Here is a 22,843-nt window from a genome sequence, read left to right as displayed (position 1 = left end):
AAGTCGCCACGTGGGCTGGTGGCGCATCTTAGCCCTCTTGCACCAAGCAAGGGGGCTTTTTTGCTTCAAATGTTAAAATTATATTTTACTATAAAAAAGTGTAGTAGATATTTGGTTAATACGAAATAATGTAGTATCTTTGTAGTGTCTTAATAAAACAACAAAATATGAAACAAGAAACAGAAATGATGAGGGTCACATCTGAGGAAAGAGATTTGATTGAGCAAATAAGAAATTATAATCGCTCCTATCCAGACGGTTATCCAAGGCTACTCGAAATTATTATTGAGAATTTCTACTCAATGCTAAGACAGCCTAATTAATAAAACCCTCTCGCCCTCTCCTCCGAGAGAGGGCTTAAAACTAATAGAAAGGAAATCAACAATGGAAACAGTTATCAGAAAACAGGTTGTAGTCAGCGATATGAAACAGCGTTTGGCAGACATAAACCTCTCTGTATCGTGGATGGATTTTGCTAACAAATACTTCCACAAGTCATCATCATGGTTCTACCATAAAATGAAAGGAATTGACGGCAATGGTGGCATAGGTGGATTTACTGAAGAAGAGGTAGAGCAACTCCGTGGATCGCTTTTCGACCTCTCCGACCGTATCCGTCGAGCTGCTGAAAGTATTTAGACCTGGTCTTCTGTTGACCATATTAAGACACAAGTCGCCCTTGGTCTATGGGCGCACCCCAGCCCTCTTGCACCAAGCAAGGGGGCTTTTTTGCTTCAAATGTTAAAAATCTTACTTGGTAGCAAAAAAGTTACCAAAATATTTGGAGGTTTGTAGCGAAATTGCTACCTTTGCATTGTCATTAAGACAAAAAGAGCTCTTTTAAATTATGAAGTACAATCAACTTTACAAGGAGTTGAGGAAAGCAGGATGCTTACTCACTCAACATGGTGCCGAGCACGATGAATGGACAAACCCTGCAACTGGGGCGAAAATCAGGATTCCAAGGCATGGCAGCCATGAAGTCAAAACGGGACTGTTGAAGAAAATCTACAAGGTATTGCTCGGACGTTAATCGTCCGGGCGTACCGCCCCTTTTTCAAGAGTTGGTTTGCTGAAATAATAAGGAGGGGCTCTTTTCTTTCAAGTATATTATAAACAACAGAAATATGGCACACAAAATTTTGGTAACAATCGAGTTCGGCGACGATGGGACTTATTCTTGCTACAGTGAACAACCCATTGGCGAATACGCCCTCATTGATGGCGACGGAGCAACCGCCAGTGAGGCTAAGGCCGACTTTCTGAAAGCTGTCGAAGAATGCCGTCAGGCATATCCTGAAGATGCACGCTACACAGGACTTACTTTCGAGTATAAATATGACCTCCGTTCATTCTTCAATTATTTCAGCTTTCTCAACGTTACCGAGATAGCCAAACGTGCCGGCATCAATCCTTCACTCATGCGCCAGTACACGAGTGGTGTCAAGACAGCAGGAGAAGCTACCTATAAGAAGCTCTCCGCTTGTATCTCACAAATAAGAACGGAATTACAGGCCGCCTCGTTCTAAAGGCGACGTACTTCATAAAAAAGAGCCGAAGCCTCTGGTGTGTGATACATCGGAGGCTTTTTCTTTTGCTTTTCATTGCGTTTCTATTCGCTTTTTGTATCTTTGCAACTAATATTAACTGAGAACTATTAAATATATGAAAAAATTATTTTTTACATGTATCTTACTTGTTAGTACGATCATGTGTTTCGCACAGAAGCCTTTGACTTTTACAAAGGTAATTCAGAAGGATGGTTTTACAGCTCAGCAGTTGTACGATGCAACCAAGAACTGGTTTGTACGTACCTATGTTGACTCACGAGCTGTATTGAAATATGAGAACTCAGGTAAAGAATTGACAGGTAATGGAAACATTCCATTCAAGACAAATATGATATTCTCAAGTATTGAAGGTCACATCAAGTATCTAATAGATGTTCAATTCAAAGATGGAAGATTGAAACTTACTTTAAGTGACTTCCGTCATGACCCTATTCGTGAGGCACTGTATAATAATCACCTTGGAGTTCTTGTAGATTCCCTTCCAAAGGATTTAAAAGAGATAGGCATAGAAGGCGCAAACAGAAAGGCTGGATATAAATATTTCTTTAAAAAAGGTAAACCTCTCTGTGAAAGTGCCTTTGAAGAGCTTTCTACCAGCCTTGAGAAATTTGTAGATAAGCGAGAGGTTGAAACAAAAGACGAATGGTAATTTTTTCGCCACGCAAAAATAATTGCGTTAAGTGTCGCTTATCTCGTTGATTATCCCTACTTTTGTATCGAACATCATCTGATAAATAAAATCAACCATTATAACAATGAAGACCAATGCCTTATCAATAGCCAATTATTTCATCGACAAGGCGGGAGAATACAATAAGAAAGTTCGCCCGCTAAAGTTAATGAAACTTGTATATATAGCTTATGGTTATGGGTTGGCAATGCTTAATCGGTCGCTCATAGACCCTCGCTTTGACAAGGTAGAAGCATGGAAGTATGGACCAGTTATTCCTTCCGTTTATCATTCTTTTAAAAGTTATAAAAATGCCCCCGTTACAGCTAAGACTGTTGTAATGGATAGTGATGAGAAAGGCCGTATAACTTTCGTAGAACCACAACTTTCTGATACCGACGCTAAAGCATTGTGTGATTATATATGGAAACGATACAATGATTATTCCGACTCCGAGCTTGTAAAGCTTCTTCATGGAAAGGGTACACCATGGGCCTTTGTCTATGAGGAAGGCAAGAATAATTCTATTCCAGAGTTCCTCACACAACGTTACTACACTCGATTGGTAACTCATCTTCTATCCATTGCAGACAATGAAAGACAGTGATTTTTTTAAGGAACTCGAAAGACTGTCTTCCCTGAAAGGGCAGAATACACGAAAGGAAGAAGAGCAAATTGCAACCAAAGATGACATTGAGTTAGCAAATCTGCGCGAAGACCTCGAAGGCAAACGGCAAGACCGACGCCAGCGTGGAAACTTTGCTGGTCGCATTTTTATACTTATGTGCGTGTATCTCGCAGTGGTACTCTGCATTGTAGTTTCTAAAGGGTTCTGCTGGCTTTTACTCGACAATACTGTTATCAATGTACTTCTCACCACTACTACAGCCAATGTAATTGGCATATTCATCATCGTTGCTAAATATCTCTTTCATAGATAATCTCTTTTTTCCACGAAAGATGCAACCTCTCGCTTGCAAGTTTTTTATTAAACTCTTGAAAGTTGAGATAAAAACTTTGATGTTTTTTCTTTTTTGTACCTTTGCAACGGATATTAACTAAAAACTTTTTATGAAACAAAATGAATCTTCTTTCAAAAGCTGCTCTATGGGATGCTTAATGATACTATTAATGGGTTTTCTTTTCATTTTTGCAGTAAAAACATGTGATGGTGATACTGATTCAGTAGATCCTTCTTCAACAGAACAAGTTACCTCTCAGGACCCTATGCGGACAAAAGCTATAACGATAGCCGAGCAAATCGTAAGAGTCAATTTGCACACATCTTCTGATATTGATTTCTCTGACGAAGACGCTTTTTCTATTGGAAATAATGCATACAATGTATTGGGACATTACACAATTGATGGAGAGGAACATAAGTTTGACCTACGGCTGCATTACAAGGGAGGAGAGTGGACCGCTATCTCTAATTGGGAGTGGAGTCGATTGCAATTGATGCGTGTTGGAGCTACAGACTTAGATGAAGACCTGCACGGAACATGGACTGATGATGTCAGCTTTTAATTTTTCCGCCACGCAAAAATAATTGCGCTTTTCCTTGGCAGTTACAAAACTTCTTCCAGAGCGCACGAAAAAAGCCGGAGCATTGCTGCCCCGACCTGCCATTGGAAGTCTGCTGTCAAACAATAACTATACAACGGCTATTAGTTTCCTGCCTATCTCATGCAACCCTTCCACAATGCGCTTACGCTGTTGCGGGCGAGGTTTCTTTATGCCGTTGGCATAGTGACTCAGCAGCCTTTCGTTGACGCCCGATGCACGCGATATGGCGGCAAGGCTTGCATATTGCTCACACGAACGAATAAGGGCTGCCGTGTCAAGCTCGTAGTCAAACTCGTATTCCCCATTGCGCAGCCACTCTGGCACCTCGTCACCATCGGCTACCATGCCTTCCACATGGAATTGCAAGGTCTCAGGGATTTCCTTCATCAGCACGTCGTAAGTCTTTGCCGTGAGTACCACTGCTCCGGGTACATTGTCGCCGAAGGTTGCGCCAAAGTTATGGTCGCACCATTCTATAAATACTTTTATCTGCTCCATAGTGTTTGTTATTAGTTGTCTTATGTTTTGTTGGAATGGAGGGTGGTTATTTCCACCCTGCCTGTTTCCAAATGCTGTTCAGTAAAAACTGACTTAAATCCTCGTTCATGTGACCCCTTATCGTTACCTTTCCAGGCTTCGTCGGGATGTTTGAACTGTCTGTGGTCGCCTTTTGTCGTGATACACACCCAAGCATCGGCTTCCAGCATCTTGATGACTTCCTTTACTTTGTACCTTTTCATTTGTTGTATATTGTTATTGTTTGACAACACAAAGGTAGTAATAATAATACTATTATCCGAACTTTTAGTTGATAAAAAGTATTCGTTTTAATACTTTTAACCTTTCTGTCTATATTCTCCTTGTTTTTCTTTTCGCCATGCAAAAATAATCGCATTTTTATTTGGCGGTTACAAAAAGACTTCTTATCTTTGCAATTGTCAAAACAAAGCGTAGTAATACGCAACAGAAGGGCGAGAAGAACTTCAAGCCCCGAACTTATTAAACTTCGATGGGCTTATTTTTATGCCCATATTACAGCCTCGCTGTAAAGAAGATATGGCGGATGCCTCCCAGTGAAATTGCCCTTCGGTGCGAAATCGCTTTGTTTTGACGAACGGGAAGAGCATCCGCTTTTTTCGTATCCGTACCCAGCGGTTCTGGGAAATGTCAAAACAAAGCGTAATATGCAACAGACAATCAATTTTGATGCTCAGGCGCAAACTACTCGCCCAGCTATCAACGTACGTGCTACGATACAGCGCAAAATCAAGTCCATTAACCTTTGGCTCGACTCAAAGAGCGAGTTTTACAGCCGTATCGCCGAGTTTCCCGTAACCCGTCGTTTGGTATTTCGCGTAAATGCCGTATCTTTGTGCCTCATGCTATCAGCCATAGCTGCGGAGCAATCGCCAGTGGTAGCCCTATGCTCTACGCTGTCGGCTGGCTATTTGGTTTATCGTTTTCAAAAGAAAGGAGGACGTGATGCACGATAATGATTTTACAGAGATGGAGATAGCTATGGCTTACGGAGGCGACTATAATGTGGGTGGTTGCCGAGTTGATGGCGATGTTAAGAAAGCTCTTAACGAAGGGCAACGTATGTCAGAGGAGAACGACTGTCTGCTGCTCAACGTAAAGGTAGACGGCGTCTTTGCCGGCTATATCTTTAGTCGGGTTGCCAAGAAACTTCACCAGCGCATACAGGTTGGAAGCGAGGCGATGGTAGTGGAACGCTCGGTTAATGGAAAAATCATCGACCAGCTTAGCAAGCCTTGCCGAATAGTCTCGCCCATCATTGCCTACAAAGATGGCAAGGCAGCCCTTGAGGTAACTATGCTCCAAGACGATGAGAGTTATAATACGTGGCAGCCTTTATGGAAGCTCCAGCTAAAAGAGGAAGGAGGCGCACAATGAACATAACAGAAGCTTCCCTCCGCCGTCTTCGCATCACCACCGCACAGCGTGTCCTGCCAGCCATCGCCAACCAGCGCATCTGGGACGCTGGCACGCCTCGTACCATTACGCCCGAAAAGGCAGCCAGGCTCGCAGTAGCCTTTGCCGATGCACTTATTCAAGAACTTAACTATAGAAAGGATCTCGACAATGAAAACCAATAACGCCACCACCCAGTCAACAACTATCGTTTCCGTTGACAACTACAAGCTGTCTCTCACATCTGATGCGATGCGTGCCATAGCACAGGCAAAAGAAGTGTCAGGCATAATCCTCAAGATGATAGACGAACTCAATACTCTCTTCATCGAGTTCGGACAGGGCAACCCGCGCGAATACACGCCACAGCAGTGTCTCGAAACCCTCTCCGACCTCCTTCTCACTAAGGAGCGCATTGCCGACATAGCAGCCATCGACATCCGCTACAATGATCTCCCCGTCAAAACCGAATAATAAAACCCTTCAGACAATGAGTAATAAGAAAGAAACCCCTGAGCAGACCATTACCGACATCAGCATCTATGTGGCAGCTCTCTTCACTACCTACCGCCCTGCTTCCGCACCAGCCGAAGCCACCCATTTCTTCTCTACCGTCGAGGTTGTCGATGCCATCCGTGGCATCGACCCCTCTGCTAAGGTAAGCCCCGAGCAAGTGTTTTCCGCACTTATCGATGCAGGTTTCAATTTCTGCAACCGCCCCGGGGCGCACAGCTTAGAGTTTAAATGGATGTTCAGGGAAATATAGCTACGTTTTATACAAGATATGTTTTTATAAAGAATTTGAAGAATAACTTTTTTTATTCCAAATTTAATTTTATATTTGCATTAAAATAAACATTATATTATGGAACTGATACAAGGCTTATCTTTAATAATAGCACTCATACTTATGCCGTTTGTTACTCATGGACACTCTTGGTCATTAAAATTATTATACATCGGTATTTGTGGCTTTCTTACTCCAATAATAGGAATACCCCTTTACCGACATCTAACGAAATAATATGTCTTCTTAGAGGAATAAACTGTCCTTTATTCGTCTGCTGTCTGTTATTATATTTGCAAATAAAAAGACAAATATGGTAACAGACAGTCTCGTTCGTAAGAAATTCGTTCGTGATACCCTTCAGCAGGGTATCTCTAAAATTTATGCTACGCAAGAGTCAGTTGTGCGTAGTAATTATCAGCTTCAATCTGGGCGTCTTCTAACTTCTCTCTCCAAGCATTCTTCCAGTTCCACTATTACAGGCGAGTCTTATACTATCTTTGTTCGAATTTTGCCTTATCTCCGTTTTTTGGATATGGCATATCGTCAGCGCAGTGACCGCATCGCTAAATCCAAGCGACGTAACCTTGCTCTTTATAATCGTGTTGTTTGGGGTGTGCTCTACCATGAAACATTCCCACAACTTCGTTTCGGATTCACGGACGAAGTGCGTAAAACTATTCATGATCAATTACAACATTCATTAAACCCATAAGTGTATGGCTAATAAACACCTTTCAGAAGACGAAATTCAGTACACCATTGACGTGAGGACTGCAAAGGCACAGCAAGAGATTCACAAGTTGGAAACTCAGTCTGCCAGTCTTCGTAATGAGAATAAGCAGCGACTTCAGCAGATGATTAAGCTTGAAGCTTCAGGCAAGAAAGAAACTGATCAGTACAAAAAACTCTCAGCCTCCTATAGAGATGCAGGCAAACAGATTAAAGAATTATCTTCACGTATCCAAGAACAAACACGTTCCTTGGATACAAATGCTATGACGATGTCTCAGCTTCGTAAGCAGTCAAAGTCCTTACAACAAGAACTGGACAATGTGTCTAAATCACTCAACCCTACTCAATATGAAGCTCTTGAAAGTCGTCTGAAAACAGTTAATGCTCGTATGGCTGAGCTAAGACAAAATGCAAAAAACTTCAAGGAACTTGCGAGCTCCGACGGATATAATGAATTCTTTTTAGGGCAAGTTGCCGTCAAAGGTATTGAGGTTGCTGTTGGCTGGGGAAAGAAACTTCTTGGTACACTTTCAGATACTATTGATAAAAGCATTGAACTTGCCGAGTCAGCCGATGGTATAACTCATGCCTTCGAGAAGATTGGCACAGCAGACTATTTGCAAGAACTTCGTTCTGCTACAAAAAACACCGTGTCAGATATTGAACTGATGAAGGCAGCGGTTAAAGCAAAAGACTTCCGCATCCCTCTTGAGGACCTTGGTAAATACTTATCTTTTGCTCAGCTTAAAGCCCAGCAGACTGGTCAGGAACTCGACTACATGGTAGACTCAATCGTTACTGGTCTTGGTCGTCAGTCGCCACAGATACTTGACAACTTGGGATTGTCTGCTGCTGAGATTAAGGAACAAACAAAAGAGACTGGCGATTTTATGAAAGGTGTCGCAAATATTGTCGAAAAAAATCTTGCACAAGCAGGAAAAACTTATATCTCTGCTGCTGACCGAGCAACTCAGCGTACCGTTGACCTTCAGAATGCACAACTCGCACTTGGTAAGGCTTTACTTCCTATTAAGGAGGAATTCTCTGACATTTATGGTCAGATTCAAGTCGGGACTATTAAGGCTATTAAATACCTCGTTGACCATCGTGAGACGCTTGTTCTTCTTACAAAGGCTGTTATACTTCTTACTGCTACTTATGCTGCTTATACGGCAGGGCAAAAACTGTCTTATCTATGGAGTTTACGTGCTGTTGCTGTGAGTAAACTTAAGGCTGCCGCAGCTGCGGTTGAGAATGCAATGCTGCAATTGTCTGTATTACGTCATGCAGTGCTCAATAAGACCATGACAACTTCTATTGCCTTGCAGAAGGCTTTTAATATTGTTCTTAAACTCAGCCCTTGGGGACTCGTTTTCGGAGCAATCACGCTCGTTGTCGGGGCATTATTGATGTTCAATAAGCGTGCTGACGCTGCCACTGTGGCACAGAAACACCTTAATGACATTCAGTCAGAAGCCAGCCGTAAGACAGAGGAAGAACGTATTAAAATAGAAATGCTTACCAAACGCATTCACGATCATTCGCTCTCTCTTAAAGAACGTCAAGATGCGATAGTAGCTCTACAGAAAATCGTTCCTAATTACACAGCTAAGCTTTCTCGTGAAGGACAGGTTTACGACGAGAATACTCGTGCCTTAACTCGCTATCTCAATGCTTTAAAAGAAAAAGCCTTATTAGAAGGCGCACAGTCCGCTATTAAGGAGTTAGGAAAGCAAAAGGCTGAGTTGCTTATCAAACAGCGTCAGCAGGAAAAAGACCTGAAAAAGATGAAGCAAGAACAGGCGAACTTTACCAAAAACAATGCAGGTCGTCCGCAGACTTCGCAAGGTAATGTTGCTCCAGGGCAGGTATATGCAGCGTCTGGTTATTCTGCTGAAGTTTCTACTATCTCACGTCAATTGAAGGACACGGTTGAGAAAATTAAAGTAATAGACACTTCTCTTGATGCTATTGGTAAGGAGTTTGGTGAAAAACTCTTTTCGACATACAATAGTGGTGGTGGTGCTAATGTCGGGACGGTCGGAGCTACCCTTGATTTAATTAATCAAAAGATAGAAGCTTTAAAAGCAAAAAGGCTTACTATTAAGGTTGGTGACACAAAGGAACTTAAAGCTATTGATGCTCAGATTGCACAGTTAGAAAAAAGAAAATCTCAGCTGGAATATTCATCTGGTGGGGGTAAAGGCGGTAAGGAGGGAAAGGCGTCTTCTAAATCTAAAGGTGTAGATCCTGATAGCATTGCGTCTCGTAATTTCTCAAGTTCTCGACAAAGTTCGCTCGATGCAGCCAATGCCGCTTATCAAAAGGATGTAAACAACCTCAATATGTCGCTTGCCCAGAAGAAAATCTCACAGGAGCAATACGACATCTATACCTCTGCGCTCAACACGCAGCACGCCACCGACCTCCTTACTATTGAGCAGAACTATTACACCAAGTCCACGCAGATGGCTTTCAAGGATGCTGCCAAGAAGAAGGAACTCGAAACGGGGCAGAGTAAGAACGTTGCCCAAGCCAAGCAAAAACTTGAAGAGGCACGCATCGCTGCCGAAGAGAAGTATCAAGGCGTAATGACACAGCTCATAGACCAGGGCAAGGTTCAGCAAACCTTAACCCTGGAACAGGAACGCGATGCCAAACTCGAAGTCCTCCGTGGCTACTATGACACGGCTTTACAGCTGGCGCAGCAAAGCGGCAAGGACGAGTCTGCCGTTGATGCTGCCTACAAGCAAGCTCGCCTCAATATCCTATCCGAATATAATGATAAGCAGCTTGCTAAGATAAAAGAGTTTGAACAGCAAAAGGCACAGGCTCGTCAGGAGTACGGACTTGACTCCTTTGAAGACCAGCTTGCGGCACGTCGCAAGAAGATAGACGAGGATTTCGCCAAAGGGGTACTCACCGAGCAGCAACACCAACAGGCACTAACCAATCTTGATCAGCAGTCTGAAGAACATCGCCTACAGATACGCCAGCAGTACGGACTTGCTACCCAGCAGGAACTCTATAACGCCGAGCTTGAGATGCTCCAACTCCATTTGCAGAACAAGGAAATCTCACAGCAGGAATACGAGGAAGCCGTCAAGAATCTCAAGATACAGAAGGCAAAGGAGGCTTTCGACTACTACGCTAATCTTGCCAGTGGTGCGGTCAAGGCTCTTCAAGATGCCGAGATTGCGAATGTCGACGCCAAGTACGATGCCGAGATAGAGGCTGCACGAAACGCAGGTAAGGACACTACTGACATCGAGAAGAAGAAAGCCGAGGAGAAGCTGAATATACAGAAGAAGTATGCCGATGTGAACTTTGCAATTCAAGCTGCACAGATTATTGCCTCTACTGCATCAGCTGTTGCTAAAACTTTCGCTGAGCTTGGATATCCGGCAGGTATCCCAGCAGCAATTCTGATGAGTATCACTGGTACAGCACAGCTCGCCTTAGCCTACGCCGAGCGTCAGAAGGTTAAGCGAATGACCCTAAGCGGAGCGAGCGGTTCAGCCTCCGCTTCGGGCGCACGTGTCGCCACTGGTTTGGAGTCGGGCGGTAGCATAGACATTGAGCGAGAGCAGGATGGCAAGCTCTTCCACGCAGCCTACGACCCTAACCGTCGAGGGTTTATCAACAAACCTACGGTCATCGTCGGAGAGGGAGGCTATGGCCATAGCAAGGAGTGGGTGGCATCGAATGCAGCTGTTGAGAATCCTACCGTAGCCCCTATCATCGACATTATCGACCGTGCCCAGCGTGCAGGTAAGATACGCACCCTCGATATGAATAAGTTCCTCATACAGCAAGCCTCGGGGCGTGCCTCAGGGGGACACATTATCCCCACCACCAGTGATGTGCGTGGCATTGCCCAGGATCCCCTTCAGAACTCGCTCATCAAACGCCTTACCGATGTCCTCGATAGTATCTCCACCAACGGCATTGCTGCTAGCGTGGCACTAAACGAGCTTGAACAGAAACAACAACTGCGCGATAAAGCGCGTAAATACGGAAGTAAATCATGAGAGTAACAAATCTCGAAAAGGGTGAAGACTACAACCTCAAGCCCGATACCCAAATACAAATTGAACGTACCAATCCGTTCTTCAATAACTATGGCGAGCAATCAACTCCGCTGGAGCTTCCTGCCTCTGATCACAACAGACGATTGCTCAATTTTCCCGATATGTTGGCACAAAGGCGAAAAGCACAACTCATTGATGTAACTATCCAAGATGGGGAATACTTTGCACAATGTCGACAAATGGTACTATCGGCACAATATAAAGGCGATATTGCTACGTCTTTTTACATCAACGATGGTTCTTTTTACTCGAAGATAAAAAACATTAAGCTCAAGGAGGTATTCAAAGGTGAGTTTATACCTGGTGTTAATACCGTGGAGCAGGGCATAGAGTTCTGTCGTAAGCTCCGCGATAACACTAACGATAAGTTTACCATTTTCCCCATCCTCGTTACCGACGACTCTGGAGATGCTAACGCTTATAATTACAAAATTATTAATGCTTTTGGATGGGAAGCACCTTTACAGTACAAGCCGCAATTTGTGCTAACCAATGGTTTTTTTAAAAAAGAGGAAAAGGGAGCCCCTGTTTCTGCTTTTATTCCTGATGTGGGTGGAGAGCTTTGCGACTTCTATAATGCTGTAGAGCGTACGGAATATGTCGACAATATCCCCATTAGGTTAAAGCCTGGTTACTACATATCGCCCTTTATCCGTGCTAATTATCTGCTACAACGTATCTTCAAGTATTTTGGATACACGTTGCAAGATAATTTCTTTTCTATTACCGAGCCTTTTGATAAAATGGCAGTACTTAATAATGTTATCGATGTTTTGGTCAATGGTAAAATAAAAGTGGCTGACCTTGTACCTGATGTAACTTGTACCGATTTTTTAGAGGTCTTTCGCAAGAAGTTCTGCTGTGAGTTCTCTGCCGATGAGGGAAGCCGTGAGGTAAAGGTAGTATTTTTAAGGGAGATACTCCAGAACGTGCCTTCAGAGGATCTTACGGACTGTATTACGGAAGAACCTACAGTTATCTATAAGTCGGAAAAGGATTATCAAAGAATTATTCTGCGAGCTGCTAATAAGATCGATGCCGAGTCTACTGATTCTTACGATGATCTAAAGAGTATGTATTATGCTAACCCTGGCGCATTGTTTAATCCCGTAGAGGGCACTTTCTATAAGGTGGGCTTCTCGGGTGCGTATAAGGTCATCACCAAAATAGGGGAAGCGGCACAAGACTATAATACAGGTGAACATTTAGCGTTAAAGGAAATAAAGGTACCAGAACTCATCCCTGAGTTTAGAATGTTAACGGTTAAGCCAAAGGGGGAGAAGCGTACTACCGAATTGGGAAAATTCTTGTATGTGGGTAATTACATTGCGGTTAACTCGAAAATGATAGTTACAGGTAGCGATAAGAAGGAGACATCCGAAAAGCCAGTGAAGCAAAATACAATGCTGGCTTTCACTTATTATGATATTGACCAAACAAGAGCTACCATTTCGCCCTATCGGGTGGTTAATGATAGTAATCATGTTAAATTATTCGATTACGCACTCTATTATAACGGTTCTGATGGCATCTACGAGAAGTTTTATCGTCCTTACGATCTTATGCTTCGCAATTCGTTACACGACATGAAGGTGAAATTGTTACTGTCGCTATCGCAGAAGCAAAACTTACCCGCTGTAGCTAAGGTAGTTATCAGAGGTACACCGTTCTTTTTTAATAAGCTAAAGTTTACACTCGGTGGGAAGAATGAACCCTTTGAGTCGGAGTTTAAGACCATATCATTAATGGAACCCATTGTCGAAGCTCCAAAAATACAGGATATTCTTGTTAATATGGTGGCTGAATACAAGTGGGTGCCTAAAGTAACGCAGGAGCAGGTATCAAGAGAGGCTTACGAGACTTCGGGGAAAGATAAGGATCGCACCTTCGTTACAATTTATCCCCCATTACCGTCTAAGGAGTTTGTGGGGAAAAAATATGGGTTGCAAACCTCCTTCACCTCGAAAATGCTTAGGGATAGCTCTTTTTGGAATCACTCGGAATGGGAGTTTACACGCACCACAGTATGGTTGGAGTGTGTGCCTAATTGCGACAGAGTATCGTTGCAATAATAAGGGAGTATGTCCTTTCTTTTCTATGTGCTTATAATTATTTTTGTACTTAATACTTTCACATATCTTCGTTTATGGATATTATATTAAGACCTGATAGCTTGTCATTCACTGGCAACATCAATCACTTCGTTATTGCGGCGAATAAAGAAATTTCCTTTGTATTAAGGCTTGAGCAGGGCGACTCTATAGTCGTGCAGCACGCTTATACGCCCAATAAGAAGAATATGGTGGATATTGATGTCGAAAAAATTGTTGCTCCGCTATTAACTTTCATACTTAAAGAGGAAAAAGAACCATATAAGCAGGAACTCATAGCACGTTCGTTTAAAGTAGAAATAGCGGAAAAGGATGACGAGGAGAATAAATTCGTTTATACATTTAGAGTTATGAGGGCAGGGGTCGACCATTTGGCTGACTCGCCTACCAATTTCCTGAAAGAGAACTTTCTTACATGGCAACCATCCATAAAACCCGTTACTTATTATACACCAGAATTTTTAACTTATTATGCCACCGAAGATGTGGTGGCTAAGTGTCAAGCCTTTGTTGACAACAATGGGCAGTACGGTACTACCGACTTGCTATTGGCTAATATTCCTAAAGACAGTGTATGGACAATTCCCGTACAGTATGCTATCATTGCGGAGAAAATTAAAAAGATGCCATCGTTTTATGATGTTTGGATAGAAAGTACCATGGGTGTCAGGCTCACCTATAAGCAGCGGTACTATGCTTCTGACATCAAGAGCGAACAGGAACAGTGGATCTTGTTTGAAAACTCGCTCGGGGGTGTTGATACGTTCCGTGCTTATGGCGATGCTGAAAATACGGCAAAGCATACGCATAATATTGCTGAGATAGAGAACGATACGCTGGAATATCGTGTTGATACTGCGAGGGAATTTAAGAAAAATACAGGATTACTATCTAAGCAGGAACGGCAGTGGTTACTTGATTTCTTTCCGTCGCTGGGCAAGTATATCTATGTTAATGCGTATATACGGCGCATTGTAGTAACGGAGAGCAATGTCAATTATGAAGTGAAGAAACTGCCGTCTAGCTATAGCTTCACTTATAAGTATGCTGATGCCAGACCTTATCTCAACCTACCACGCACTCCGCTCTCTGAAACACTCTCTGAACTTAATATTAAAGTACCCGATGTAGGGTCTTTTACCATCGCCCCACGCTTAGTTGAGTTCCAAAAGCTACAACTGAGTGGTGGGGCACTCTTCCCCGTGCAGAACCCTTATGCTGAGTCATGGGGGGTAACAACCGCAGATGCTATTATTGCATTTCTCAAAGAAACTATAACTGCGGCATATAAGGGAGATGGAGCTTTTGGTCATACGCATACCAACATCTCTGTGCTTGATGCGCTGAATAGGTTTGGAAAATATCTTCTTTTAGGAACGGAGAAAATAGCAGCGGGAATGGCGGATAAGGCTACGATAGCTAACAACCTTGCTCCGAAAAGCACCGATTGGGATGCTATCCTGAGAAAAGACCGCAACGACTCTACTAGCCACGACCTTACCATTGGAGGAAATCTTACCGTTCATGGCAGTCTTGGGAGTAATGCTTTCTCTGAAGGTATAGGTGGGGCTGGTTGGAGGTTGTGGTTAGACCACATGGGCAAAAGCCATTTACAAGTAGATTTCTTTGAAGCAATGGTGAGAGCTGCTTTTCACGAGTTGGAAGTTAGGCGTATGATTGGTATTAGTGGCGATCAGATGCAGAGCAATGCTGCTAGCGTATTGATAGATGCTATCCCAATACTTACTGAAGGTAAGGTGGTAGCGTGGAAGTGCCACCTCAAAACAGATGACGGCACTACACAGATATTCAACACTTGGGCTGCCGGTGATCAGGCTTTCTGCAAAACTTCTAATCTTCGTCAAGGATTGACGAAAGATGCTGCTAATCGCACTTATTGGCGTGTGGTAGCCGATGTTAAGGATAAGACCGACAGCGAAGAAGCTTATATTATTCTTTCTAACGAAACACCTTACTATGACGACAAGCGCACAGATGCGCCACAAGCTGGCGATAGCGTGGTGCAGTTCGGACATAATGCAGCATGGGATCTTGCACACGGCATAGATACGGCTACTACTGCCAATCGTATGAATGTGATTATGCAGACCATTAGCGGTGGTTCTCCCGTCAATGCGGGATATAGGGCTATCTATAGTTTCAATTACTCCATTGCCGATAATGCCGTATTTTATCTAAGTGCGGGGCAAGTGTTATTACGCTCTAATAGCTTGAAATGGATTAGCGAGAGTGGTGCGGAAGTGCCTAATGTGCTATATATGGGCGATTGGAAGCCTGGAACGAAAGCACACCGATATGAGACTTATACCTATAACGGAAGTACAAGGATATGTCTCATGGATACAACTGATGAACCTAACGATCAATCTGCGGCATGGGGTATCTATGCTGCTAAGGGTGGCAGTGGGCTAAGGGTGGAGGGTTTCTCCTCGGCTGGTAGTGCTGCTTTTACGGAGGGACAGACGGATTGGAGGGCTACCTTTGAGCTGCACGTATGGGAGAATGATATTGAGACGACAGACACGCTGCCCACTACTCGCTTTCGCTGGACGAGGGTAAGCGAGTATTCGGCTGGTGATACGGCTTGGAATGGAGCGCACGAGAATATAGGTAATACGCTATCGGTAACTTATGATGACTTAAAGGGGGATACCTCGTTTATCTGTGCGTTTTTGAGTGCCGACGGCAATGATGTATTAGCAAGTAGAACTTTTTAATTTTTTAAAAATAGAAACAATGGCAAATGTATTAGCACAAAAGACCTTTACGGTCAAAAAGATTATCAATGGTAAGACACTCACCTTTACGCTAAAGGTGGATAAGGCTTTAACACAGATTTATTCGCGTGACACAAAGAGTTTTGCGCCCGACTACACAAAGCAGAACCTTACCATTACACCGATGTTGCTGGTAAGTGGACTTACGGGTGATCAAATCGCTAATGTTAGCGGGTTTAAGTGGAGCGTAGTAAAGCAGGACGGCACGGCATCGGCTACAAAGTTAGTGGATATTGAGAGTAGTTCGGCTAAGAAGTTGGCTACCAACCTTATCGATTGTACAGGTTTGAAAATCACTTGTGAAGCGACTTATACCGATCCAACAAGTAAGATAACAGCACCTATTACCGCCTCTATTGATATTACCAAGGTGGAGAATGCGGGTATGAACATTCTTGCAAGTATGTATATGCCACAAGGCGACACGTTCGACAATTCGACAGCATCATTGAAGCTGCACTGCGATCTTATGCGTGGTGGCGATATTGATAATACAGATGTTACCTACAAGTGGATGATGTTGAGAGATGGCTCGTGGGTGGAACTGGATGCAAGCACGGCAGAAGGCATCACCAATTTTACGACTAACGAAATCACCGTACCTGCTTCGGCAGTTACGAATGTGGGTATCTTTAAGTGTGTCATCAAAGATGCCGATGAGGGTAGTGCCACAGCACAAAAGGAAGTGTTTGCTATTGGCACGCTCTACGACGGTAGCGACCCTTACGAGATAGATGTATTTCAGCCAAATGGCGACAGCGTGGACACAGGCGGCACATTGGCACATTGGTTTAAAATCCGTCAGGGTGCTACCTATGTTACGAACGCTGATTTTCTTCAGGCGCATAAGATGTTTGTGTGGCGATTTGCAACCAACAACGCTATGGATACCACGTGGGGAACACAAGGTAAAAAAGAGTGTACACTCAACGCAGAGGAAGCACGCTATGAGCTAACAATTGCATACGCTGACTTGTTGAGCGGTACGCAGGCTTTCACGGTGGAACTAAACTAACCGAGGGGAGGATTAGCGTATGGTATTAGCACAAAAGACATTCTCGGTTAGAAAGAATATTCACGGTAAGGACGGTGCGCCCGCCCTTACCTTAGCTGTCATTCCTAGTCAGCTAATCTTTGATACCGATGAGGGCGGAGCAATTCTTACAAAGGTGTTATCAGCGAACACGGCTAAGGTGGGCTTGTATGACGGACAGACAGAGGTAACAGCCGAGAAGTACAATGTTACGCCTGTGAATTGTACAGCTACATTTGCTAATGGTGTGCTGACTATTACAAGCGTTACCAAGGGCGCATATAGCGGTAGAGTAGATATTACGGCTATTTACAAGGGCAAGACAAGGGTAGGCAGTGTAGCTTTCAATGTGAACGCTAACCACGTGTACGAAGCTAAGTTTGAAGCGCAAGAAAAAGCCATAGAAGCGGTAGTATCGGATACAGCTATAAAAGAGGATGGCTCGTTGCTAAGTAAGGTTTACTCTATGTTTAAGATGTTATCGGATAAAATTAAGTTGTTTGTTACAGACGGATTAAAGAGAGCTGGGATAGAGATAACATCTGATAGCGTTAATTTAATGGGTAACAAGGTAAAAGTTACCAATAACGATAAAGAAGCATCTCTTTTTGAGAATGGTAAGCTTAATGCCAATTTAATTGATGCCAAGAAGATTGTTGCAGAGGGTGTTAAGGCACAAGTCATTGATGCGAAAGACGCAACTTTTAAAAATGTTAATATAGAGGGTGGTGTTAAGGCTAAAACGGGGAAAATTGGAGGGTTTGATATACAAGGTGGTTCGTTAATTAATGACGCAACAATTACAACAAGTGCCAAAATGACTTTCGGGAAGAAAGATAGGGATAGTAACAGGATTGTAAGTATAGGTAATAATGTTAGTGATGAAGACTATGAGATAACTCTGTGTAGGCTAGAAGATTCTTTTCCAATAACAAGAAGTACCCTCCTTTATAGGAAAATAGGTATTTATATTTCCGTTGAAATTGATGGCTTCCGTAAAACCGAGATTTGTAATGCGCTATACATAAAGAGAGGAAATATAAAGGGCTTCCGCTTAAATGTAAAGCGTGTTAATAAAGAAACATATTATATCGACAAGATGGACACATTCTTAGTAAATAGAGCAGATTCCGCTGATTGGTATCTACCTTCTGATTGTGAAGATGGGCAATCTTTCTATATTGTACCAAGCAGATCTCGTACAGTAACAATTCATACTGCTGACGGGGATAGATTAAGTTATAGTAGAGGAGATACGGATAGGAAATTAGAGGGAGCTTATATTCATCAGTTTGTCTATGATGCTGAAAATCATTATTGGTACTGGGGGTGGCAAAACTAAAATGCCCCCCATATCCCTCTCACTGTATTCCTCTGTTTAATAATTTGTAGGAAAGATGGACAGTAGGATGGTAATATATGCCATTTTATTTTTTATATTAAAAGGTTACAGCACTCCTTTATAATTTAACAACAGCTTATTAGCCTCCTTAATATCCTTTGGCGTATAAATGTCAGTTATTAATATCGAAGAATGACGCGCCTGATCACGCACAGTCAAAATATCCGTGTTCGCACGAAGCATATTCGTTATACCAGTATCTTTGAGTGAATAGAACTTATAACGGTCGCTAAGATTTAACTCCTTACGCAGCACTCGAGTCCAATAATCTCTAAAACACTTCTCGTTTCTACGCTCCGCACCAGGCATAAAATCATCACCAAATAAATAATAACTTCCTGGATTATTAAACACTCTCAAATCATTCATCAGTCGTAACACATGATCAGGAACTGTAAGCACTGCATCGTGATGATTTTTTGTAATGTTACCATGTAAAAACAAAGTCTTCCGTTTAACACTAAAGTCCTCCACCTTTATATAACTCATCTCACGAGGACGAATAAAAAGATAATGTAACATATAACAAGCCAACAAATAATGCCTATTATGCTCCCATAACCAAGAGTGCATTATGGTTAACACTTCATCAGGAATTACATCACGATTCTTTACCTGTCCCCTACGCTTTACCACGGAATAACTCTTAGTAGGGTCATTCGGAACATAACCACGCTCCACCAAATACTTACAAAACGTCTTTAACCAAGATAAATAATTATTCCTCGTACGAAGTGTATTATTCCTATCTATAAAAACATAATCCAAAAACTGACCCACCATTCGATGGTCAAACTGATAAGAATAAAATAGGTTTACTTTCTCTTTTTCCTTCCACTCCTTCAATACCCTCAGTCTACTCATATAAGATACCACTGACTCTTCTCTCATATTATGCTCTTTCAATAGTTTCCATAAATATTCCTCATATTTCCTACATACATCATCGAAAGAAGAATATGCTAAAGGTTGTTCTATCTCCACCCAAGGATTCCATCCCTGCATCAGCTTCTCCGTGAGCCTCTTGATAAGTGCCTCTCCATATACCCGTTGGTTACGCTTACCTTTAATATGACCAAGCATAAACTTCTTAATATGAAACTTACCCCTTGCAGGGTCAAAGGCAGAAAGAGAAACATAACACTCCGAAGCCTGATGAAACTTCGGAGTTTTCCATCCAATTATCTCATTGGTAGCTGTTGCTCCGCTCTGATAAGAAAAACTTTTTTTAGGCATTTCTAAACTTTGTTTGAAATGCCCCATTGAACAATTAGTATTAAACTAAAATCAAGCTTCACCGACTTTTCGCCGACCTCAACAGCCCCGACCATGCGGAAGTGTCAAATAATCAATTGCTTAGCTTTGTTTTTGTCGGGATGACAAGACTCGAACTTGCGACCACTGGTCCCCCAGACCAGCATTCTAAACCTACTGAACTACATCCCGTTGATTATTTTACGTTACAAAATTAAAGATAAAAGGTGAGATTAGCAAATTTTTTTGTTTCGTTTTTACTTAGGCTCAAATATAAATATTACTTTTGTATACCTCTATAAAGAGGACGTTTAATATGATTTTATAATATTATAGGATAAGTAAAAAACTTTTAAAAAGTAAGATATAATAATGCTATATACTATCACTTCTCCAGCAAATCCTATAAATGCTTGCATTTATTTGCCAGCATCTAAGAGTGTAAGTAATCGTTCTCTTATTATCAATGCATTATCAAAAAGCATAATAATTCCAGACAATCTTTCTGATTGTGATGACACAAAGGTTATAATTGATGCTTTAAAAAATATGCCATATCAGATAAATGTAGATGCTGCAGGTACAGCTATGCGCTTTATGACGGCTTTATTAAGTGTTACTGAAGGGGAACATGTTATAACTGGAAATGAGAGAATGAAACATAGACCAATAGGAGTTCTTGTAGATGCTTTGAGAAGTATTGGAGCTAATATTACTTATGAAGAAGAAGAAGGATTTCCTCCACTTCGTATAATAGGTAAAAAATTAAAAGGAGGACACATTGAAATGGCAGGGAATATAAGTTCACAATATATATCTGCTTTGTTAATGGTGGCTCCAGTTTTTGAAGAAGGGTTGGAGTTGCATTTAAAAAATAATATCATATCCAGACCTTATATAGACTTAACATTACATGTTATGCATGAATATGGTGTTAAGGCAGAGTGGACAGATGTCGATACTATAACAGTCCCAGTTCAGAAGTATAAGGCACGACATTATTATGTGGAAAATGATTGGAGCGCATCAAGCTATTGGTATGAGATGATTGCTTTGCATAAAAGTAACAATGTAGAGCTATTATTGCCAGGTCTGATGGATTGTTCGCGGCAGGGCGATTCTGCATTACGTTATATTTTTTCGTTATTAGGAGTTAAGACTTTTTTTGAAAGAAAGAAAAATGATTCACTTCCTGTAGTAAAATTGTCTAAACATACCTGTATGTTAAAGCATTTAGACTATAATTTTATAAATCAGCCAGATATTGCTCCTACTTTTATAGCCTTGTGCCCATTGCTGAATATGTCCTTTCATTTTACAGGTTTAGCGAGCTTAAAGATAAAAGAGACTGATCGTATAGAGGCTATGAAGTGTGAAATGCGAAAATTAGGATATGTTTTATATAATAATAACGATGATGAATTGCGATGGGACGGTAAACGCTGTGATATAGAATCTGAGCCTATAATAAACACTTATGGAGATCATCGTATTGCTATGGCTTTTGCACCATTAGCCTTGAGGTTAGGAAGAATAATCATAAGCGATCCTAATGTTGTTACGAAGTCATATCCGTTGTTTTGGAAAGATCTTAAAGAAGCGGGTTTTAAAGTAGAAGAAAGATGTTAAGATGAATATAGTAATAATAGGTATAGTGTCTTTAATAGTATTGGGCTTAATAGCTGGTATATTTACACGTATTGCTAATAAGTATGGTAGTGAGCATAAAGTTATACGTAATATTCCAAATGACTGCTCTACATGTATGGTTACAGATGGTAGTTGTGAACAAGTATGCGTCATGAAGGCTGCTATAAATGAGGCTGAATATTATGACGATGAAGAGCTGGACAGGTTTATAGGGAGGTCTTCTGACAGTTATACCTCTGATGAGGCAGATGAGTTTGCTTATGTCTTATATACAATGAAGCCTTATGAGGTTAAGGGGTGGAGTAGGAGCTTAATGATACGGGGTATTAATGTGCCAGATCAAATAAAAGATGAGCTTATAGCACTTATTGATGAATGATTAAAGTAATAATATATATATAATTAGTATAATGTAAAAGCAGTGAGGTTATGGGTTAATTAATCTGTATGGAATATCACTATTCATAGTAAGAAAATGTAATAAATTATAGATAAGAAAATGGAAATAAAAGTTAATAGTTTAGAAGAGATTAATGAAGCTGCAAAGAAATTTATTAATACTATTGGCAGCAATAATGTTTTTGCTTTTTATGGTAGAATGGGGGCAGGAAAGACTACCTTTATTAAAGCTGTTTGTGAAGAACTTGGGGTAAAAGATGTTATAACATCGCCCACTTTTGCGATAGTTAATGAATATACTGATGGGAAGGGATTACCTATATATCATTTCGATTTTTATAGAATAAAGAAGCTTGAAGAGGTTTATGATATGGGATATTCTGATTATTTTGATAGTGGTAATCTTTGTTTCTTAGAGTGGCCGGAGCTTATAGAAGATCTTTTACCAGATAATGTTATAAAAGTTGTTATAGAAGAAGAGGACGATGGTTCAAGGTTAATTAAACTTTAGAAAGTGTTTAGGAAGATTCTATAAAAAAAATGCAACTAAGTTTACCCGTTGGCGGAATTAAAATAATAGATAAATTTATATGAAAGAAAAGTTGTACATACAAGAATTTATTTGTAACTTAGTATTGCTCAATACATTAAGTTATAAAATCAGTATGCACAACTTATATACAAATTTCGTAAAAATCCTTGATATATGCAAGCTATTCTCAAAAGATTTAGTAAATGAGCAAGGTAATATTCCACGCCCAGGCGTCGTTCCGAGATTTAGCGACCTTGAAATAGTATCGCTTTCCATAGTAAGCGAGGCAATGGGCATTGATAGCGAATGCCT

26 protein-coding genes, 1 tRNA gene and 1 pseudogene are annotated in these 22,843 nt (G+C 41.5%); 24 read left to right on the top strand and 4 right to left on the bottom strand.

From position 1 onward, the window contains the following. Positions 1-167 precede the first annotated feature (167 nt). From F596_RS11735 to F596_RS0100105, 8 genes are all read left to right on the top strand, one after another. Complete coding sequence (locus F596_RS11735) at positions 168-323, top strand: hypothetical protein (protein WP_019035384.1); 156 nt, start codon at positions 168-170, stop codon at positions 321-323. Positions 324-384: 61 nt separating this feature from the next. Continuing rightward, complete coding sequence (locus F596_RS0100135; RefSeq protein WP_024992582.1) at positions 385-639, top strand: DUF5053 domain-containing protein; 255 nt, start codon at positions 385-387, stop codon at positions 637-639. Between the two features lie 208 nt (positions 640-847). Further along, positions 848-1,033, top strand: a complete 186-nt coding sequence (locus F596_RS0100130; protein WP_004378591.1) for a type II toxin-antitoxin system HicA family toxin — start codon at positions 848-850, stop codon at positions 1,031-1,033. Between the two features lie 94 nt (positions 1,034-1,127). After that, positions 1,128-1,529 carry a pilus biosynthesis protein HicB gene (locus F596_RS0100125; protein ID WP_019035382.1) on the top strand — a complete coding sequence of 134 codons (402 nt, stop codon included), beginning with the start codon at positions 1,128-1,130 and terminating at the stop codon, positions 1,527-1,529. Between the two features lie 136 nt (positions 1,530-1,665). Then, entirely contained in the window at positions 1,666-2,220 is a 555-nt protein-coding gene (locus F596_RS0100120; protein WP_019035381.1) for a DUF4468 domain-containing protein, read from the top strand. A gap of 106 nt (positions 2,221-2,326) precedes the next feature. After that, positions 2,327-2,848 (top strand): Panacea domain-containing protein, encoded by a 522-nt coding sequence (locus tag F596_RS0100115; protein WP_019035380.1) that lies wholly within the window; start codon positions 2,327-2,329, stop codon positions 2,846-2,848. Next, positions 2,835-3,182 carry a hypothetical protein gene (locus F596_RS0100110; RefSeq protein ID WP_019035379.1) on the top strand — a complete coding sequence of 116 codons (348 nt, stop codon included), beginning with the start codon at positions 2,835-2,837 and terminating at the stop codon, positions 3,180-3,182. Before F596_RS0100115 ends, F596_RS0100110 begins: the two co-directional genes overlap by 14 nt. Positions 3,183-3,312: 130 nt before the next feature. Further along, the gene (locus tag F596_RS0100105; RefSeq protein ID WP_019035378.1) at positions 3,313-3,768 is read left to right on the top strand and encodes a hypothetical protein; all 456 of its coding nucleotides are present in this window, start codon (positions 3,313-3,315) and stop codon (positions 3,766-3,768) included. 126 nt (positions 3,769-3,894) lie between these two features. Here F596_RS0100105 and F596_RS12100 read toward each other — a convergent pair whose 3' ends face one another. Together F596_RS12100 and F596_RS12285 are read right to left on the bottom strand one after the other, a co-directional pair. Further along, the gene (locus F596_RS12100) at positions 3,895-4,152 is read right to left on the bottom strand and encodes a hypothetical protein (RefSeq protein WP_248621383.1); all 258 of its coding nucleotides are present in this window, start codon (positions 4,150-4,152) and stop codon (positions 3,895-3,897) included. Positions 4,153-4,325: 173 nt separating this feature from the next. Further along, positions 4,326-4,547 carry a type II toxin-antitoxin system HicA family toxin gene (locus tag F596_RS12285; protein WP_238292583.1) on the bottom strand — a complete coding sequence of 74 codons (222 nt, stop codon included), beginning with the start codon at positions 4,545-4,547 and terminating at the stop codon, positions 4,326-4,328. Between the two features lie 444 nt (positions 4,548-4,991). On the opposite strand from F596_RS12285, the gene F596_RS0100085 reads away from it, so the two are divergent. From F596_RS0100085 to F596_RS0100035, 12 genes are all read left to right on the top strand, one after another. Further along, the gene (locus F596_RS0100085) at positions 4,992-5,300 is read left to right on the top strand and encodes a hypothetical protein (protein ID WP_019035375.1); all 309 of its coding nucleotides are present in this window, start codon (positions 4,992-4,994) and stop codon (positions 5,298-5,300) included. Next, the gene (locus tag F596_RS0100080) at positions 5,290-5,721 is read left to right on the top strand and encodes a hypothetical protein (RefSeq protein WP_019035374.1); all 432 of its coding nucleotides are present in this window, start codon (positions 5,290-5,292) and stop codon (positions 5,719-5,721) included. Before F596_RS0100085 ends, F596_RS0100080 begins: the two co-directional genes overlap by 11 nt. Then, positions 5,718-5,924 (top strand): hypothetical protein, encoded by a 207-nt coding sequence (locus F596_RS0100075; protein WP_019035373.1) that lies wholly within the window; start codon positions 5,718-5,720, stop codon positions 5,922-5,924. The genes F596_RS0100080 and F596_RS0100075 overlap by 4 nt, the downstream gene beginning before the upstream one ends. Then, positions 5,911-6,213: a hypothetical protein gene (locus F596_RS0100070; protein ID WP_019035372.1), complete on the top strand. Its 303-nt coding sequence runs from the start codon at positions 5,911-5,913 to the stop codon at positions 6,211-6,213. The genes F596_RS0100075 and F596_RS0100070 overlap by 14 nt, the downstream gene beginning before the upstream one ends. Positions 6,214-6,229: 16 nt before the next feature. Beyond that, complete coding sequence (locus F596_RS10700; protein WP_019035371.1) at positions 6,230-6,505, top strand: hypothetical protein; 276 nt, start codon at positions 6,230-6,232, stop codon at positions 6,503-6,505. 99 nt (positions 6,506-6,604) lie between these two features. Continuing rightward, on the top strand, positions 6,605-6,763 hold the full coding sequence (locus tag F596_RS11730) for a hypothetical protein (protein ID WP_154648157.1): 159 nt from the start codon (positions 6,605-6,607) through the stop codon (positions 6,761-6,763). A gap of 76 nt (positions 6,764-6,839) precedes the next feature. Continuing rightward, positions 6,840-7,241, top strand: a complete 402-nt coding sequence (locus tag F596_RS0100060; RefSeq protein ID WP_019035370.1) for a hypothetical protein — start codon at positions 6,840-6,842, stop codon at positions 7,239-7,241. A 4-nt stretch (positions 7,242-7,245) separates the two neighbouring features. Further along, positions 7,246-11,292 (top strand): hypothetical protein, encoded by a 4,047-nt coding sequence (locus F596_RS0100055; protein WP_019035369.1) that lies wholly within the window; start codon positions 7,246-7,248, stop codon positions 11,290-11,292. After that, positions 11,289-13,424, top strand: a complete 2,136-nt coding sequence (locus tag F596_RS0100050) for a hypothetical protein (RefSeq protein ID WP_019035368.1) — start codon at positions 11,289-11,291, stop codon at positions 13,422-13,424. Before F596_RS0100055 ends, F596_RS0100050 begins: the two co-directional genes overlap by 4 nt. Positions 13,425-13,498: 74 nt before the next feature. Continuing rightward, positions 13,499-16,201 (top strand): hypothetical protein, encoded by a 2,703-nt coding sequence (locus F596_RS0100045; protein WP_019035367.1) that lies wholly within the window; start codon positions 13,499-13,501, stop codon positions 16,199-16,201. Between the two features lie 19 nt (positions 16,202-16,220). Then, entirely contained in the window at positions 16,221-17,276 is a 1,056-nt protein-coding gene (locus F596_RS0100040; protein ID WP_019035366.1) for a hypothetical protein, read from the top strand. Positions 17,277-17,295: 19 nt separating this feature from the next. Further along, on the top strand, positions 17,296-18,636 hold the full coding sequence (locus F596_RS0100035) for a hypothetical protein (protein ID WP_019035365.1): 1,341 nt from the start codon (positions 17,296-17,298) through the stop codon (positions 18,634-18,636). Positions 18,637-18,741: 105 nt separating this feature from the next. On the opposite strand, the gene F596_RS0100030 is transcribed toward F596_RS0100035, so the two are convergent. Continuing rightward, positions 18,742-19,959, bottom strand: a complete 1,218-nt coding sequence (locus F596_RS0100030; protein ID WP_019035364.1) for a tyrosine-type recombinase/integrase — start codon at positions 19,957-19,959, stop codon at positions 18,742-18,744. A gap of 108 nt (positions 19,960-20,067) precedes the next feature. Continuing rightward, a tRNA-Pro gene (locus F596_RS0100025) sits at positions 20,068-20,142 on the bottom strand. Positions 20,143-20,322: 180 nt separating this feature from the next. Between F596_RS0100025 and F596_RS0100020 the strand changes: the two genes are divergently transcribed. The 4 genes and pseudogenes from F596_RS0100020 to F596_RS0100005 all read left to right on the top strand — a co-directional run. Further along, positions 20,323-21,579, top strand: coding sequence for a 3-phosphoshikimate 1-carboxyvinyltransferase (locus F596_RS0100020; protein WP_008449051.1), 1,257 nt, complete (start codon positions 20,323-20,325; stop codon positions 21,577-21,579). A gap of 1 nt (position 21,580) precedes the next feature. Next, positions 21,581-21,979, top strand: coding sequence for a hypothetical protein (locus tag F596_RS0100015; RefSeq protein ID WP_019035363.1), 399 nt, complete (start codon positions 21,581-21,583; stop codon positions 21,977-21,979). A gap of 120 nt (positions 21,980-22,099) precedes the next feature. Then, positions 22,100-22,510 (top strand): tRNA (adenosine(37)-N6)-threonylcarbamoyltransferase complex ATPase subunit type 1 TsaE, encoded by a 411-nt coding sequence (gene tsaE / locus F596_RS0100010; protein WP_019035362.1) that lies wholly within the window; start codon positions 22,100-22,102, stop codon positions 22,508-22,510. A gap of 79 nt (positions 22,511-22,589) precedes the next feature. Next, positions 22,590-22,843 (top strand): annotated as a pseudogene (locus tag F596_RS0100005) (IS982 family transposase); the annotation flags it as partial.

Source organism: Prevotella amnii DSM 23384 = JCM 14753 (assembly GCF_000378745.1).
Lineage (GTDB): Bacteria > Bacteroidota > Bacteroidia > Bacteroidales > Bacteroidaceae > Prevotella > Prevotella amnii.
Note: the sequence above shows the minus strand (reverse complement) of the source record. Positions and strands in the feature narration are given on the sequence as shown.

Bases quoted from the DNA above. Each gene is read 5' to 3' on its own strand.
- F596_RS11735 (WP_019035384.1), top strand. From the start codon at position 168: ATGAAACAAGAAACAGAAATGATGAGGGTCACATCTGAGGAAAGAGAT.
- F596_RS0100135 (WP_024992582.1), top strand. From the start codon at position 385: ATGGAAACAGTTATCAGAAAACAGGTTGTAGTCAGCGATATGAAACAG.
- F596_RS0100130 (WP_004378591.1), top strand. From the start codon at position 848: ATGAAGTACAATCAACTTTACAAGGAGTTGAGGAAAGCAGGATGCTTA.
- F596_RS0100125 (WP_019035382.1), top strand. From the start codon at position 1,128: ATGGCACACAAAATTTTGGTAACAATCGAGTTCGGCGACGATGGGACT.
- F596_RS0100120 (WP_019035381.1), top strand. From the start codon at position 1,666: ATGAAAAAATTATTTTTTACATGTATCTTACTTGTTAGTACGATCATG.
- F596_RS0100115 (WP_019035380.1), top strand. From the start codon at position 2,327: ATGAAGACCAATGCCTTATCAATAGCCAATTATTTCATCGACAAGGCG.
- F596_RS0100110 (WP_019035379.1), top strand. From the start codon at position 2,835: ATGAAAGACAGTGATTTTTTTAAGGAACTCGAAAGACTGTCTTCCCTG.
- F596_RS0100105 (WP_019035378.1), top strand. From the start codon at position 3,313: ATGAAACAAAATGAATCTTCTTTCAAAAGCTGCTCTATGGGATGCTTA.
- F596_RS12100 (WP_248621383.1), bottom strand. From the start codon at position 4,152: ATGGTAGCCGATGGTGACGAGGTGCCAGAGTGGCTGCGCAATGGGGAA.
- F596_RS12285 (WP_238292583.1), bottom strand. From the start codon at position 4,547: ATGAAAAGGTACAAAGTAAAGGAAGTCATCAAGATGCTGGAAGCCGAT.
- F596_RS0100085 (WP_019035375.1), top strand. From the start codon at position 4,992: ATGCAACAGACAATCAATTTTGATGCTCAGGCGCAAACTACTCGCCCA.
- F596_RS0100080 (WP_019035374.1), top strand. From the start codon at position 5,290: ATGCACGATAATGATTTTACAGAGATGGAGATAGCTATGGCTTACGGA.
- F596_RS0100075 (WP_019035373.1), top strand. From the start codon at position 5,718: ATGAACATAACAGAAGCTTCCCTCCGCCGTCTTCGCATCACCACCGCA.
- F596_RS0100070 (WP_019035372.1), top strand. From the start codon at position 5,911: ATGAAAACCAATAACGCCACCACCCAGTCAACAACTATCGTTTCCGTT.
- F596_RS10700 (WP_019035371.1), top strand. From the start codon at position 6,230: ATGAGTAATAAGAAAGAAACCCCTGAGCAGACCATTACCGACATCAGC.
- F596_RS11730 (WP_154648157.1), top strand. From the start codon at position 6,605: ATGGAACTGATACAAGGCTTATCTTTAATAATAGCACTCATACTTATG.
- F596_RS0100060 (WP_019035370.1), top strand. From the start codon at position 6,840: ATGGTAACAGACAGTCTCGTTCGTAAGAAATTCGTTCGTGATACCCTT.
- F596_RS0100055 (WP_019035369.1), top strand. From the start codon at position 7,246: ATGGCTAATAAACACCTTTCAGAAGACGAAATTCAGTACACCATTGAC.
- F596_RS0100050 (WP_019035368.1), top strand. From the start codon at position 11,289: ATGAGAGTAACAAATCTCGAAAAGGGTGAAGACTACAACCTCAAGCCC.
- F596_RS0100045 (WP_019035367.1), top strand. From the start codon at position 13,499: ATGGATATTATATTAAGACCTGATAGCTTGTCATTCACTGGCAACATC.
- F596_RS0100040 (WP_019035366.1), top strand. From the start codon at position 16,221: ATGGCAAATGTATTAGCACAAAAGACCTTTACGGTCAAAAAGATTATC.
- F596_RS0100035 (WP_019035365.1), top strand. From the start codon at position 17,296: ATGGTATTAGCACAAAAGACATTCTCGGTTAGAAAGAATATTCACGGT.
- F596_RS0100030 (WP_019035364.1), bottom strand. From the start codon at position 19,959: ATGGGGCATTTCAAACAAAGTTTAGAAATGCCTAAAAAAAGTTTTTCT.
- F596_RS0100020 (WP_008449051.1), top strand. From the start codon at position 20,323: ATGCTATATACTATCACTTCTCCAGCAAATCCTATAAATGCTTGCATT.
- F596_RS0100015 (WP_019035363.1), top strand. From the start codon at position 21,581: ATGAATATAGTAATAATAGGTATAGTGTCTTTAATAGTATTGGGCTTA.
- tsaE (WP_019035362.1), top strand. From the start codon at position 22,100: ATGGAAATAAAAGTTAATAGTTTAGAAGAGATTAATGAAGCTGCAAAG.